The 15,373-nt window shown below is 29.0% G+C and carries 13 protein-coding genes; 12 read left to right on the top strand and 1 reads right to left on the bottom strand.

Annotated elements, in window-relative coordinates:
* The first annotated feature begins 253 nt into the window (after positions 1-253).
* The 10 genes from yqfC (at position 254) to ppdK (ending at position 11,118) form a co-directional block, all read left to right on the top strand.
* Positions 254-532 carry a sporulation protein YqfC gene (yqfC, locus tag NSA50_RS15875; protein ID WP_195263268.1) on the top strand — a complete coding sequence of 93 codons (279 nt, stop codon included), beginning with the start codon at positions 254-256 and terminating at the stop codon, positions 530-532.
* A gap of 1 nt (position 533) precedes the next feature.
* Positions 534-1,673 (top strand): sporulation protein YqfD, encoded by a 1,140-nt coding sequence (gene yqfD / locus NSA50_RS15880; protein ID WP_195263269.1) that lies wholly within the window; start codon positions 534-536, stop codon positions 1,671-1,673.
* 22 nt (positions 1,674-1,695) lie between these two features.
* On the top strand, positions 1,696-3,762 hold the full coding sequence (locus tag NSA50_RS15885; RefSeq protein WP_195263383.1) for an HD family phosphohydrolase: 2,067 nt from the start codon (positions 1,696-1,698) through the stop codon (positions 3,760-3,762).
* 87 nt (positions 3,763-3,849) lie between these two features.
* A complete protein-coding gene (gene ybeY, locus NSA50_RS15890; RefSeq protein ID WP_195263270.1) occupies positions 3,850-4,350 on the top strand; it encodes an rRNA maturation RNase YbeY in 501 nt (166 codons plus the stop codon).
* 21 nt (positions 4,351-4,371) lie between these two features.
* On the top strand, positions 4,372-5,073 hold the full coding sequence (locus tag NSA50_RS15895) for a diacylglycerol kinase (protein ID WP_195263271.1): 702 nt from the start codon (positions 4,372-4,374) through the stop codon (positions 5,071-5,073).
* A 200-nt stretch (positions 5,074-5,273) separates the two neighbouring features.
* Positions 5,274-6,164, top strand: coding sequence for a GTPase Era (era, locus tag NSA50_RS15900; RefSeq protein ID WP_195263272.1), 891 nt, complete (start codon positions 5,274-5,276; stop codon positions 6,162-6,164).
* A gap of 9 nt (positions 6,165-6,173) precedes the next feature.
* Positions 6,174-6,923 carry a DNA repair protein RecO gene (gene recO / locus NSA50_RS15905; protein WP_195263273.1) on the top strand — a complete coding sequence of 250 codons (750 nt, stop codon included), beginning with the start codon at positions 6,174-6,176 and terminating at the stop codon, positions 6,921-6,923.
* Between the two features lie 6 nt (positions 6,924-6,929).
* On the top strand, positions 6,930-7,553 hold the full coding sequence (locus NSA50_RS15910; protein ID WP_195263274.1) for a DUF4342 domain-containing protein: 624 nt from the start codon (positions 6,930-6,932) through the stop codon (positions 7,551-7,553).
* A gap of 204 nt (positions 7,554-7,757) precedes the next feature.
* Complete coding sequence (locus NSA50_RS15915) at positions 7,758-8,396, top strand: helix-turn-helix transcriptional regulator (RefSeq protein ID WP_195263275.1); 639 nt, start codon at positions 7,758-7,760, stop codon at positions 8,394-8,396.
* Between the two features lie 91 nt (positions 8,397-8,487).
* Positions 8,488-11,118: a pyruvate, phosphate dikinase gene (gene ppdK, locus NSA50_RS15920; RefSeq protein WP_195263276.1), complete on the top strand. Its 2,631-nt coding sequence runs from the start codon at positions 8,488-8,490 to the stop codon at positions 11,116-11,118.
* Positions 11,119-11,149: 31 nt separating this feature from the next.
* On the opposite strand, the gene NSA50_RS15925 is transcribed toward ppdK, so the two are convergent.
* Positions 11,150-12,211, bottom strand: coding sequence for a CotS family spore coat protein (locus NSA50_RS15925; protein ID WP_257446628.1), 1,062 nt, complete (start codon positions 12,209-12,211; stop codon positions 11,150-11,152).
* 165 nt (positions 12,212-12,376) lie between these two features.
* Here NSA50_RS15925 and NSA50_RS15930 point away from each other — a divergent pair, with 165 nt between their 5' ends.
* Together NSA50_RS15930 and dnaG are read left to right on the top strand one after the other, a co-directional pair.
* The gene (locus NSA50_RS15930) at positions 12,377-13,405 is read left to right on the top strand and encodes a deoxyguanosinetriphosphate triphosphohydrolase (RefSeq protein ID WP_257446630.1); all 1,029 of its coding nucleotides are present in this window, start codon (positions 12,377-12,379) and stop codon (positions 13,403-13,405) included.
* Positions 13,406-13,581: 176 nt separating this feature from the next.
* A complete protein-coding gene (dnaG, locus tag NSA50_RS15935) occupies positions 13,582-15,360 on the top strand; it encodes a DNA primase (RefSeq protein WP_195263279.1) in 1,779 nt (592 codons plus the stop codon).
* The last annotated feature ends 13 nt before the right edge of the window (positions 15,361-15,373 follow it).

Here is a 15,373-nt window from a genome sequence, read left to right on the forward strand (position 1 = left end):
AATTGTTGATTAGTATTGTATAAACTGAATAGTTTCATGATTTAAGTTTATGCAAAAAAGGTGGATTCTATTGAATCCACCTTTTCCCATTTATTCGGCTAGTTGCTTTTGCAACAGCCCCTTTTTTGTTATTCAGAAATATATTTTATAAGGCATTGAAATTCTGACTTTATAAACTCAAATAAATTATAAGTAATTTTCTGTATATCTTTATCATAAAGTACTATTAGGAAAGATATAAGGAGAGAAGATTATGCAAAGAAAAATGGAGAAGAGCAGAGAAATAATAGCAGAAACTTTTGACTTACCTAAAGATATAGTTTTAAATGTTCCTAAAATAACTATTATAGGAAATGATGAAATAACAATAGAAAATCATAAAGGAATAATACTATTTGAGAGAAATATTATAAAAGTAAATACAAAAGTAAAGACAATTAATATTGAAGGAGAAAATTTTGAAATACTTTATATTGGAGACTCTACAATAACAATTAGCGGAAAATTTAAATCTATATCATACGAGGTGTAATATGGCAACAGGAGTTTTTGATAGTGGAAAAGTAGTAGTTGAAGTTAACATATTAAAACCAGAAAGACTTTTAAACATATTGTGGAGCGAAAATATAAATGTTATTAATGTTAAGAGGATAGATATAGCAACGATTAGAGTAACAATTGATTATAATGATTATAGTGTTTTAATGGATGCTGTAAAAAGACTGAATGGAAAAAGTAGAGTTGTAGGAAGTACTGGTATCTTATTTTTTATAGGAAAATTAAAGAGTAAATTGTTTTTAGCCATAGGAGGAGGAATATTTATAGTAATGTTATTATATCTTTCTACTTATGTATGGAGTATAGAAATAACTACTAAAAAGAATGTATCACCTTATGAGTTAAGACAACAATTATATGAAATAGGAATAAAGCCAGGAATAAGCAAAGATAAAATAGATGTTAAAGATGTAGAGAAGAAATTAGAGGACGTGAATTCAGATATTTTATGGTTAAGAGCCAGAATAGAAGGTTCAACACTTAAGATATTTATAGAAGAGAAGGTAAATCCGCCAGAAGTTAAAGAAGCAAAACAAGGGAATTTAGTTGCAAAGATGGATGGAGAAGTAAGTAGGGTTTACGCTTTTTCTGGTAGATCAGCAGTTCATGTTGGAGATATGGTGAAAGCTGGAGATGTCGTTATAGAAGGAATTAACGGTAAAGAGGAAGATCCATATGAAGTTGTACCAGAAGGTGTAGTTATGGCAAATACTTTTTATGAAAAGAGTATGACTACTAAAGTAGAGGGAACAGAACTAAAAAGAAGTGGTGAGAAAGATAGTGATATATATATAGAAATATTAGGAAAAAAAATTTATCTGAAAAAAGCTATAAAAGATTTTGAAGAGTATGATAAAATAGAAGAGAGTGGAAAAATTATAAAGAAGGACAATTATTTTGAAAAGAAAGAGTTTCCGGTTACATACACAAAAGAAGAGGCAATTGATAATGCAGTAAAGCAATTAGAGGAATCTCTTTATAATAATTTAACTAGAGAGGCTAAAGTGGTCGATAGAATAATAAGCACAAAGGACAGTTCTGATGGGAATATAATAGTAAATGTAGTATTTGTTGTAGAACAAAATATAGTAAATAATGAGCCAGTAGATTATTAAAAACAAAAGGGATTAGAGGGTGATGGACTTGTTTTGGAATAAAGAAAAGAGAAAAGATGATATAAAATACAAAAGAGGATTTACTTATCTAACTGTATTCTTAGCAATATACTTACTTTTATTAACAGTTATTGCACCTAAAAGGCATAATCTTTCAGTAGGAGATATAGCAACTGTAGATATAAAAGCACCTATTGATACTGTTGATGAAATTGCAACTAAGCAAAAAGAAGAAGAGGCTATGGCCAAAGCGAGAGAAGATAAGCAGTATATAGTTAAAAGTGAGGTAAAGACTCAAGCAATTGAAAATGTTAATAAACTATTCAATAAGATTGTATCTGAAAATTCTTCTAACAAGGAAGAAAAGGATAAGATAGCTGAAATAAAAAAAATCGAAGAATTTAGTTTAACTGATGATGAGTATAAAATATTAGTTGAATTAAAGGAAAAAGCATCTGAAATACAACATTTAGTAGTAGATGTACTAGAGACAGTTTATAAGGAAGAAATAGAAGAAAATAAATATGAAGATTTATTAGAAGCAAAATCAATAGCAGATAACCAATTATTTAATAGTAATATAGACAGAGAATTAGAAGATGTTTTGAAGAATATATGCCATACGCAAATAAAACCAAATAAGTTTGTTGATAATGATAAAATGGAGGAAGCTGTTAAAGAAGCTCAAAAGAGCGTTCCAAAAGAAATAATAAAGAAAAATCAAATAATAGTAAAAGAAGGTGAACCTGTAACTGAAAGACAAATAGAAGTTTTAAAAGAATTAGGTCTTTTAAATAATGGTACAACAAAAAGTTATTTATTTTCATTTATTTCTTTAGGAATATTAGTTGCTTTAGTATTAGCTATTCAGTATAGATATATCTTTAAGGAAAAGCCTGAAGTATTTAAAAATACTAAAATGATAATACTTATAAGTAGTATAAATCTTATAATAATTTTGATTTCAATTGGATTAAATGTAATTTCTCCATATTTAATACCATTAGTTTGTAGTGCTATGCTTATGACAATATTAATTGATTATAAGATATCTTTAGTTATAAACTTATTAAACATAATATTTATAGCTATAATAGTTGGATTTAATCCATCGGTAGTTGTTTTATCTATATTAAGTGTTGTTCTTGGATCAACTGGTCTTAAAAAAGTTCAACAAAGAAATGATATTATATATTCGACTGTTTATATAACTGGTATATTAGCCTTATTCTCATTTACTTTAGGGATGATTTCATCCAATAATATAAAAGAGATATTGATTCAAACTGGATATACAGCAATAGGAATTTTGCTTTCAGGAATTCTAGCAGTTGGATTATTACCTTTCTTTGAGTCAATATTTGATGTAGTTACTAATATAAAGTTATTAGAATTATCAAATCCAAATCAGCCATTAATGAAAAAACTATTAATGGAGGCACCAGGCACATATCACCATAGTATGATGGTTGCTAATTTAGCAGAAGCTGCTGCGGAGGCTGTTGGAGGAAACCCAGTTGTTGCTAGAGTAGGTGCTTATTATCATGATATTGGAAAAACGAAAAGACCATACTTTTTTGGGGAAAATCAAATGGGAAAAGAAAATCCACATAATAAGATAACACCTAATTTAAGTACATTAATTATCTTATCTCATACAAAAGATGGTTTAGAAATGGCTAGGGAGCATAAAATTCCTAAGGTAATTCAGGATATGATAGAACAGCATCATGGAACTACGTTAGTTAAATACTTTTATTATAAACTTAAGAATTCATCAGATAAGCCCGATGAGATCAAGGAAGAGGATTTTAGATATCCAGGTCCGATTCCATCTTTTAAAGAATCAGGGATTTTGATGCTTTCAGATAGTGTAGAAGCTGCTGTAAGGTCAATTAATGAGCCTACAAAGGGTAAAATAGAAGAGATGGTAAATAATATAATAAATGATAAACTTAACTCTAGACAGCTTGTGAATTGTGATTTAACATTAAAAGATATAGAGATTATAAGAAAGACTTTTCTTAAGACATTAGATGGAATATATCATCATAGAATTGAATATCCAACTGAAAAGAAAGTTAAATAACTAAGTAATTAAATTTTATAAGGGATTTGATAGGGGAGGGTATCATACCTTTCCCTTTAATTTTAGAAAATAATAAAGGAGATAAAAATGTTATATACTGAAAATAGACAAGATAAATTAGAGGTTACAGAAGATTTTATAGAAAGATTAAGTGATGTATGTGATTTTGCATTAAAAGAAGAAGGGGTAGAATGTCAATATCAAATTTCTTTATTGTTTGTTGATAATGAAGAAATAAGAGAAATTAATAATGAAACAAGAAATATTGATAGAGCAACAGATGTACTATCTTTTCCTATGTTAGATTTTGAAGATAAGAAAGTTTTTAATGAAATGTATTTAAACTATGATTTTGATGAGACTTTCAAAGATGGAGATGAATTAATTTTAGGAGATATGGTTTTATCTTTGGAAAGAGCTTTAGAACAAAGTGAGGAATATGGTCATTCATATGAAAGAGAAGTTGGCTATTTAGTAGTACATTCAATTCTTCACTTATTAGGTTATGATCATATGGAAGAGGATGATAAAAAAAGAATGAGAAAAAGAGAGGAAGAAATATTAAATAAATTGCAAATTAGAAGATAATACTATAAGTGGGGGTAGCTTATGAAAATAAAGAAGATGGTGGAGAGCTTTAACTATGCGATAAATGGGATTATAGAAACTGTGAGAACACAAAGGAATATGAAAATTCATATATTTGCAGCATTATGCGTACTTTTATCATGTTTTTTATTCGATGTATCGAAGATAGAATTTCTTATTTTAGCAATCACAATCACATTAGTACTCGGAGCTGAAATAATTAATACAGCAATAGAAGCAACTATAGATATGTCTACAAATCATTATCATCCTTTAGCAAAGATAGCAAAAAATGCATCAGCAGGAGCAGTATTAGTCACGGCTATAAATGCTTTGCTTGTAGGATATATAATATTTTGGGATAAGATATCTGATTTGTCTTATGATGTAATACACAAAGTAAAGCAATCAGAACCTTATATGATATTTATAGCATTAGTATTTGTAATTTTAGCTACTTTAATAATAAAATCTATTTTTGGAGAAGGAACGCCGTTAAGAGGTGGAATGCCTAGTGGACATAGTGCTCTTTCATTTTCAATAGCAACAGCAATTTCGTTGATAACAGAAGAACCTATATGTATAGTATTAAGTTATTTAATGGCATTAATAACAGCGCAAAGTAGAGTAGATTCTAACATTCACTCTATCTGGGAGGTTATTGTTGGTGCTCTATTTGGAACTTTATTAACATTATTGATATTTGTTATATTTAAGATATAATATAGTATCTCGGTACTTATATAAATCTTATTAACAATGCTTTAATTTTGTAAAAGTAATGATATAATAAAAGATACAATAATTTTGAAAATACAAAGAGCAAATAATATTAATAAAAATAAGGATAAATATCTAATTAAAACTTTTGAAAAGTAATGCTAAAAGCATTGATTAAAAGAATTAGATAATTAGGAGGAAAAATGTTTAAATCAGGATTTGTAACAATAGTAGGGAGACCCAATGTAGGAAAATCAACTTTATTAAATCATATAATGGGAGAAAAACTATCCATAGTATCAAATAAACCACAAACTACTAGAAATAATATACAAACAATATTAACAGGGAAAGATCATCAATTAGTATTCGTAGATACACCAGGAATACATAAACCTAAGCATAAATTAGGAGAATACATGGTTAACTCAGCAAAAGATTCTATAAAAGAAGTAGATCTTGTATTATTCTTAATAAATCCTGAAGAGGAGATAGGAAGAGGAGATAAATTTATAATAGAGACTTTAAAGAATCAAAAAGCTCCTGTATTTTTAGTAGTAAATAAAATTGATGAATTTACTCAAGAGAGAGTTGCAAAGACTCTTCAAATGTATTCATCAGAATTAGATTTTAAAGAAATAATTCCTATTTCAGCACTTAGAGGGAAAAATGTTGATAAATTAGTTGAATTAATGATTGAAACAATGCCAGAAGGACCTAAATACTATCCGGATGATATGATAACAGATGTACAAGAGAGGTTTGTTGTATCAGAGATAGTAAGAGAAAAGGCTTTAAGAACATTAAGAGAAGAAATTCCACATGGAATTGCAGTTGATATAATTCAAATGAAACAAAGTCCAAGTGGAACATGGCATATTGAAGTAGATATGCTTTGTGAGAAGGATTCACATAAAGGAATAATTATAGGTAAGAATGGTCAATGCTTAAAGAAAATAGGCGAAAGTGCAAGATATGAGATAGAGAAATTTTTAGGTGCTAAGGTTAATCTGAAAATTTGGGTAAAGGTAAGAAAAGAGTGGAGAGATAATCAAAACCTATTAAAAGAATTAGGATATAAAAAGGTTAAATAAAATAAGGGGATGGTGTTTCTGTCACTACATAAGTTAAATGCAGTAGTAATAAAAACTAAAGAATTTAAAGAAAATGATAAACTAGTATGGTTATATACAAATAAATTGGGAAAAATAACAGCTATAGCAAAAGGATCAAGAAAAAGTAAGAGTAAGCTTTTATCTCTTACTTTACCTCTATGCTATGGGGAATATGTTTTATTTAAAGGAAAAAGTTTATTTAATCTTCAAGAAGGTAAAATAATTAATTCTTTTCAAGGTTTATTAGATAATTTAGATAAATTGACTTATTCATCCTACATATGTGAGTTAATAGATATATGTGTAGAAGAAGGAGAAACTAATGAAGAGTTATTTAGAGATTTTCTAACTTGTATGTATCTACTTAATACAGATGCATTAGATTATGAAATGCTTATTAGATCCTTTGAACTTAAATTATTAAAAGCAACTGGGTATGGGTTAAACTTAGAAAGTTGTATAAGTTGTAGGAAAAAAATATCGGTATCAAATTATATATCTTTATCACATTATGGTGGGGTTTGTGAGGAATGTTCAAGAGAACATGGAATTTATATTTCAAAGCCTGCATATAATGCTATAAGGTTTTTGATGAAGACTCCTATGGATAAAATATATAAATTAAATGTAAATGCAGACGTAAAGAGGGATATAAGTAAGGTCACGACATTTATTATATCTTCAAACTATTCTAAAAAGCCAAAAAGCTTAGAAATGTTAAATTATATAAAGGAGTGAATAAATATGGGAATAACTTTAGAAAAGGTAGATCAAGTTAAAGAGAGAACTGGTGTAAGCTATGCAGAGGCAAAATATGCTCTTGAAGTAAGCAATGGAGATGTACTAGAAGCGATAATATATATTGAAGGAATAAAGGGAATTAAGCCGGATTATATAGAAGATAATCCAGGAAAAGAAAAATATGAAACTATAGATGAACTTAAAAAGTGGTTAAAAGACTTAATAAATAAGGGAAATGTCACTAGAATTAGAGTTAGCAAGGACGGAAAAGAACTTGTAGATGTTCCTGTTAATGCAGGGATAGCAGCAGGGGTAATTGCTATTATTATTCCACCTATATTAGCTTTTGTTGTTATTGCAGCAGTTGTAACGCAAATAACTATAGAAATAACTAAAGCTGATGGTAGTGTTGAAGTTGTTAATAAATATATAAGTAAGGCTGCAAATGAAATAAAGGATGCTGCTACAGATGTTGCTTGTATGGTTAAAGATAAAGTAAGTGAAGTTAAAAATGAAAAATTTAATAAGGCTAGTGACAATAATAATGAGAAAAAGCAATACGATAAAAATAAACAAGTAGATGAAAATGTATTTACATATACTGTAAATTTCGAAGATGAGGACTAAATTGAAGCAAAATTGAGATAAACAGGAGATACAGTAGAATAAAATAAACAGAAAAGGAATATTCAGCTAATATGACTAATTTTTCGGGAAATTAACTATAGTCAAAGTTTTATAAAATGTTATAATTATAGTGTAAATATCACACTAATCAAACAAATCAAAATTATCTGAATATTCCTTGTAAATGCAGAAAGAGGGATAAATTTGAAATTATCACAAAGGCAAGAGGAAATCATAAGGATAGTAAAAGAAGGACAGCCTGTTACAAGTGAATCTTTAGCAGAGCATCTTGGTGTAACTAGAGCAGCGTTAAGAGCAGATTTAGCTATTTTAACAATGATAGGGATACTTGATGCTAGACCTAAGGTTGGTTATGTATATTTAGGAGAGGCACAAAATACTAGAATATTAGAGAATATTTCTAAGGTTTTAGTTGGGGAAATTATGTCTAAACCGGTTACAGTAAGTGAAGAAACTACGGTGTATGATGCAATCGTATTCTTATTCTTAAATGATGTAGGAACATTGTTTGTAGAAAGTAACGGAGTTTTAGTTGGTGCAGTTTCTAGAAAAGATTTCTTGAAAAATGCTATAGGGGGAACCGATATTCATAAAGTTCCTGTTGGAGTTATAATGACTAGAATGCCAAATATCATATGTGGATATGCGGAAGATAGTGCTTATAGCTTAGCAAAGAAAATTATTGAGCATGAGATCGATAGTATCCCAATAGTAGAAAAAATAGAAACAACAGCTAATGAGAAAAGTCAATTTAAAATAATTGGGAAAATATCAAAAACTAACATAACAAAGCTTTTTGTTAAGCTTGGAGAAGGCAATTAAGAGAAGACTATGGGTAATTTATTAGGGTAACTACAGTGCAAAAGTACTGTTAGTATATATATTCAATTTGATTGAACGGAGGAGTATTGAGATGGAGAAAAAGAAGTACGTTTACCTTTTTAGTGAAGGAAATGGTTCAATGAAGAACCTTCTAGGAGGTAAAGGGGCAAATTTATCAGAAATGATTTTACTAGGAATTCCAGTACCACAAGGATTCACAGTTACAACAGAGGCTTGTAATAAATATTACGAGGATGGAAAAATAATATCACAAGAAGTTATTGAAGAAATCCACGAAAAAATTACAGAACTAGAAAAGCTAACAGGAAAAGAGTTTGGTAGTTTAACAAAACCATTATTAGTATCTGTAAGATCAGGTGCAAGAGTATCAATGCCAGGTATGATGGATACAGTATTAAATCTTGGACTAAATGATCAATCAGTAGTTGCAATGGCTGATTTAACTAATAACCCAAGATTTGCATATGATTCATATAGAAGATTCATTCAAATGTTCTCAGATGTTGTTATGGGTATTGAAAAGAGATTATTTGAAAATCTAATAGATGAGATAAAAGAAGAAAAAGGTGTTGAATTTGACACTGATTTAACAGCTGATGACTTAAAGGTATTGGTTGGAAGATATAAAGAGCTTTATAAAAAAGAAATGGGAGAAGAGTTCCCACAAGATCCAAAAACTCAATTAATTGAAGCTATTACAGCAGTATTTAGATCATGGGATAATCCAAGAGCGATAGTTTATAGAAGATTAAACGATATTCCAGGGGAATGGGGTACAGCAGTTAACGTACAAGAAATGGTATTTGGTAATAAAGGAGAAACTTCAGGTACAGGAGTTGTATTCTCAAGAGACCCAGCTACTGGAGAAAACAAAATATATGGTGAGTACTTAATGAACGCACAAGGTGAAGACGTTGTTGCAGGTATAAGAACACCACTTCCAATAGCTAAATTAGAAGAGCAAAATCCAGCAATATATAAACAATTTACTGATATAGTTCATACATTAGAAAATCACTATAGAGACATGCAAGACATGGAAATAACTATAGAAGAAGGAAAGTTATATTTCTTACAAACTAGAAATGGTAAGAGAACAGCTCAAGCAGCTTTAAAGATAGCTGTTGATTTAGTTGAAGAAGGAATGTTAACTAAAGAACAAGCAATATTAAAGGTTGAGCCAAATCAATTAGATTCTTTACTTCACCCAGCTTTCCATACAGAAGATTTAAAGAAAGCTACACCAATTGCAAAAGGACTTCCTGCATCTCCAGGAGCTGCTTGTGGTAAAATAGCTTTCACAGCTGAAGAAGCTAAGGAAAGAAAAGAAAAAGGTGAAAATGTTGTTTTAGTTAGATTAGAAACTTCACCAGAAGATATAGAAGGTATGATAGCAGCAGAAGGTATATTAACTGTTAGAGGTGGTATGACATCTCATGCAGCGGTTGTTGCTAGAGGAATGGGAACTTGCTGTGTTGCAGGTTGTGGAACTTTAAAAGTTGATGAAGAAGCTAAGACTTTAGAGGTTAACGGAAAAGTTTATACTGATAATGATTATATTTCAATAGATGGTTCAACAGGAAATATATATGGAGAAGCTGTTAAGACAGTTACACCAGAAATATCAGGACATTTTGCTACATTCATGGGATGGGCAGATGAAATTAGAAAATTAAAGGTTAGAACTAACGCTGATACTCCAAGAGATACTAAGCAAGCAGTAGAGTTTGGAGCAGAAGGTATAGGTTTATGTAGAACTGAGCATATGTTCTTTGCAGAAGATAGAATAATGGCAGTTAGAGAAATGATTGTTGCTAAGAATGAAGAGCAAAGAAGAAAAGCTCTTGAAAAATTACTTCCAATGCAAAGAGAAGACTTTATTGGAATATATGAAGCTTTAGGTGGAATGCCAGCAACTATAAGATTCTTAGATCCACCACTACATGAATTCTTACCACATAACGATGAAGACATAACATCATTAGCTAAGGAAATGGGATTAACATTTGAAGAGTTAAAATCAACTGTTCAAGAATTACATGAGTTTAATCCTATGATGGGTCATAGAGGATGTAGATTAGCAGTTTCTTATCCAGAAATAGCTGAAATGCAAACTAGAGCTGTAATTGAAGCAGCAATAGAAGTTAAAAACTCAAAAGGCTTTGATATTGTTCCAGAAATAATGATTCCACTTGTTGGAGAAATAAAGGAATTAAAATATGTTAAAGATATAGTTGTTAAGACAGCAAAAGAAGTTATGGCAGAAAAAGGTGTTGAATTAGAGTATAAAGTTGGTACTATGATAGAAATACCAAGAGCTGCATTAACTGCTGATTCAATTGCTAAGGAAGCAGAGTTCTTCTCATTTGGAACAAATGATTTAACTCAAATGACATTTGGATTCTCAAGAGATGATGCTGCTAAATTCTTAAAGGATTACTATGAAAAGAAAATTTACGAACAAGATCCATTTGCTAAGCTAGATCAAACTGGAGTTGGAGAATTAGTTAAGATTGCAGTTGAAAAGGGTAAATCAACTAGACCAAATATTAAACTTGGAATATGTGGAGAACATGGTGGAGATCCATCATCAGTAGAGTTCTGTCATAATATTGGATTAGATTATGTATCATGCTCACCATTTAGAGTTCCATTAGCAAGACTAGCAGCTGCACAAGCACAAGTTAGAAATAAAAGATAATTTATAAAAGAGGAGGTGTTAAACCTCCTCTTTAAAATTTTACATTATAATGTTTTTCAAATGAATTCATAAGCTCATAAATAAATTCTAATTGATTAGCTGTCCTATCTAAACCTTTTTCAAGAAGCTGAATAAAAGCATTTTTATTACATTTCCTTATATTTTTATAATAATCTCTTGATAATTTCCAAAATTTTTGAGGAAAAGCAATATAGGCTAAGATATATTTTAGGTCTGAACTAGTTAAAGTATTTTCCTCCATATATTTATCAAGAACTTCTAAAGTTAAATTTATTTGCCAATTAGTACTTTCTCTTTTCAATAATCTTCTTAAAAAATATGATATATCTCTAGAACAATAATCCATTTTACACTTATCAAAATCAATAAGAGATATTTTATTGTTGTCTATTAGTATATTTTTATTTACGTAATCTCCATGACAAAGAGATTTTGAAAGTTCATTAGGAATAATTGATGATGATACTTCAAATGAAATTTTGGCAAGTTCTAAGTTTTCATTAATATTTTCTAGGAATATTTTTGAAAATCTATCGTTGTATTTGTGAGCATTATTAATGCTTAATAGTAGTTGGTTAAAATGTTTTGATATAGTTTCGTTATAATTTTCAAAACCTTCTCTTAAGCTACTGCCAGCTATTGGAGAAAAGTTTTTAGAAGCTATATGTAGTTTGCCTAATGTTTTCGATGATAATAAAACATGGTCTAAGTTATCAAAATCACATTTTTCACCCTTAAGCCAAGGTGTCAATATAAATAGCATATCTTTATATTTAACATATCTATTTCCATCAATAGTAGGTAATAATTTAGGAACATTGATTCCATTCCTATAGCACCATTCCATAGCAGAATATACATATAAAAGATTTGCTTCATTATAATAAACTTTTTTCAAACAATAACTTTTGTTATTAAAATCTATTCTATATACAGCCCTTTGTTTTTCTGTATCTTTAAATTTAATACTGAATATAGATGCTTTCTGAAGGTTATAATGAGATAAAATATTATTCTTTATTTCATTAACAGGAAGCAGTTCATCTCTTAAATCTGATAATAGGTTTTCCATTACTATCTCCTTATATAATTATTCATTATTAAGATATTAGTAAAAAAAGGAAAATATACTTGATATAAAGAAAATATAATTGGTATTAAATATATTATTATAAAATATGTTTAAATAGAGGAAAAAAGAGAAAAATATAGAATATGTAATATAGAGGTGAGATATATGAATGTAAGAGAAAAAATAGAGAATTTCGAAAGGTTGACATTAGTTCCTCATGCTACTTTTAGTACCTCAACTTTAGGAAGAAAAAGAGATGAAAAAAGTGATGCTATAAGAACCTGCTTTATGGTTGATAGAGATAGAATCATTCATAGCAAGTCTTTTAGAAGATTGAAACACAAGACTCAGGTTTATATAAAGACTTTTGGTGATCATTATAGAACAAGGTTAACCCATACATTAGAAGTATCTCAAATTGCAAGAACAATAGGCAGTGGAATTGGCTTAAATGAATATTTGATTGAAGCTATATCATTAGGACATGATTTAGGGCATGTAGCATTTGCACACAATGGTGAAGAAGTATTGAATGAGTTTTTGGAATGTGGATTCAGACACAATGAACAAAGTGTTAGAGTAGTTGAAAAACTTGAAAAAAACGGCTTAGGATTAAATTTAACAACAGAAGTTATAGATGGAATATTACATCATAGTGGTCTTGATAATGGAAATAATAAAGCTAAAACATTAGAAGGAAGAGTAGTAAAGGTAAGTGATAAAATAGCATATCTAAATCATGATATCGATGATTCGATAAGGGCTGGACTTTTAAGTGAAGATGTATTGCCAAAGGAAGTAATAAAGGTATTAGGTAAAACTCATTCTCAAAGGATTGAAACTTTAGTTACAGACGTAATAGAAAATACTACACAGGCGTTAAATAACAATGAAGTTGATATAAAATTTAGTACTGAGGTCTGGGAGGCTATGACAGAGCTTAGAAGATTTATGTTTAAAAATATTTACTTAGGGGATATTTTAAAAGTAGAGAGAAATAAAGCAAAATTTATTTTAGAAAACATTATAAATTATTACTATACTCATGTGGATGAATTACCAACTATATATAAAGAAATAGCTAAAGAAGAAGGATTAAAAAGAGCAGTTGCAGATTATATAGCTGGAATGAGTGATGATTATTGTTTAAATAAATTTAACTCTCTATTTGTACCAAAATTAGTAATATATTAAATAAATGGGTACAATAAAAAGTGTAGATTTAAAAGGAATTTTGAATTTGATAAAGAATATAAATAAAGAAGATTTAATAAATTTTCATAAAAAATTTCCTTTAAAGAAGGAAATAGAGAAAAAATGTCGAAATGAATATAAGTTGACGAAAATTATTAGTAAGGAGGTGAATCTCCTTGCAGATTTCTGAAGAGATTCTAGAAAAGGTAAAAGAACAAAATGATATAGTAGATGTAATATCTGAGTCGGTTAGACTAAAGCGATCTGGAAGAAACTTTTCAGGACTATGTCCATTTCATAATGAAAAATCACCTTCATTTTCAGTATCACAAGATAAACAAATATATAAATGTTTTGGGTGTGGAGAATCAGGAAATGTAATTACTTTTGTTATGAAAAATAAAAATATGCCTTTTGTTGAAGCAGTTAAGTATTTAGCTGATAGAGTTAATATTACAATAGAAAGTGATAAAGGGAGAATAAGTCCGGCTGCTAAAAAGAGAGAATTACTCTATAAAGTTAATGTTGAAGCAGCAAGGTTCTTTTATTCAAACTTAAGATTAACAAAAGAAGCAAAGGAATATTTTTTAAATAGGGGTATTAAGGAAGAGACAATAAAAAGATTTGGATTAGGATTTGCAAAGGATAGTTGGAATAATTTATTGTTTCATTTAAGAAAGTTAGGTTTTAAAGATGATTTACTGCTTGAAGCTGGATTAATATCAACATCTGAGAGAACAGGCAATAAATATGATAGGTTTAGAAACCGGGTTATATTTCCCGTATTTGATTACAGGGGGAAGGTAATAGGTTTTGGAGGAAGGGTTTTAGATGATTCAAAACCTAAATATTTAAATTCTCCTGAAACCTTGGTCTTTCAAAAAGGAACTAATCTTTATGGACTAAACTTTGCAATAAAAAGCAAGATGCAAGAAAGATATTTCATTATTGTCGAAGGATATATGGACTTAATAACTTTGCATCAGTATGGAATAACAAATGTGGTGGCTTCATTAGGTACAGCTTTAACTACAAATCAAGCAAGATTATTAAGACGGTATGCAGATAAGGTAATAATCTCATATGATGCGGATATAGCAGGGCAAGCAGCAACTATGAGAGGTCTAGATATATTAAAAGAAGCAGGATTTGACGTTAGAGTTTTAAGTATTCCACAGGGAAAAGATCCAGACGAATATGTAAGAAGTAATGGAAAAGATGCATTTATAAAATTAATAAATAATGCTGAAGGCTTAATTGATTATAGGCTTAAGAAGGCAGAAGAAGGGATTAACATTAAAGATAGTAACGATTTAATTAAATATGGAAAAAGAGTTACAGAGATATTAGCAAGTGTTAATTCTATAGAAAAGGATGTTTATATTAAAAAAATATCTGAAAATACAGGTATAAGAGAGCAAACATTATATGATTTATTATCAAAAGAAATGACAAAAAATATAAAAGAAAATAATTTTATGAATAATAAGGAAGAAAATGGAACAAAATTATATTTAGAGCCAGCGTTTATAAAAGCTGAGAGATCTTTAATGAAATTATGTTTAAACGAGGAGTATTTTGATTATATTAGTCAATTAATAAGCCAAGATGAGTTAATTCTTCCAGAACATAAGGAGATTTTTTCTATTATTAAAGAAGCTAAAAAGGGAAATATAAATAATATAATTACTTTTTTAGAATCAAAATGTACAAATGTAAAGACAATCGAAGAAATTGTAAAAATAAAAGAACATCATGTACTAACAGGTAAAGATAATAAAAAATTAATACAGGATTTTATCAAGCAATTGGATAATTATAAATTGAATCAAAAACTAAATGAATTAAAACGCAAGCAAAAAGTATTGGAATCACAGGGGAAAATTGAAGAATCTATACAAATCGCAATTGAATTAAAAAGTGTTAATGATCAGTTAAAGAGAGGTGCAAAGTAGTAGGTGGCAATAA

This window comes from Clostridium mucosae (genome assembly GCF_024622765.1).
Classification (GTDB): Bacteria; Bacillota; Clostridia; order Clostridiales; family Clostridiaceae; genus Clostridium.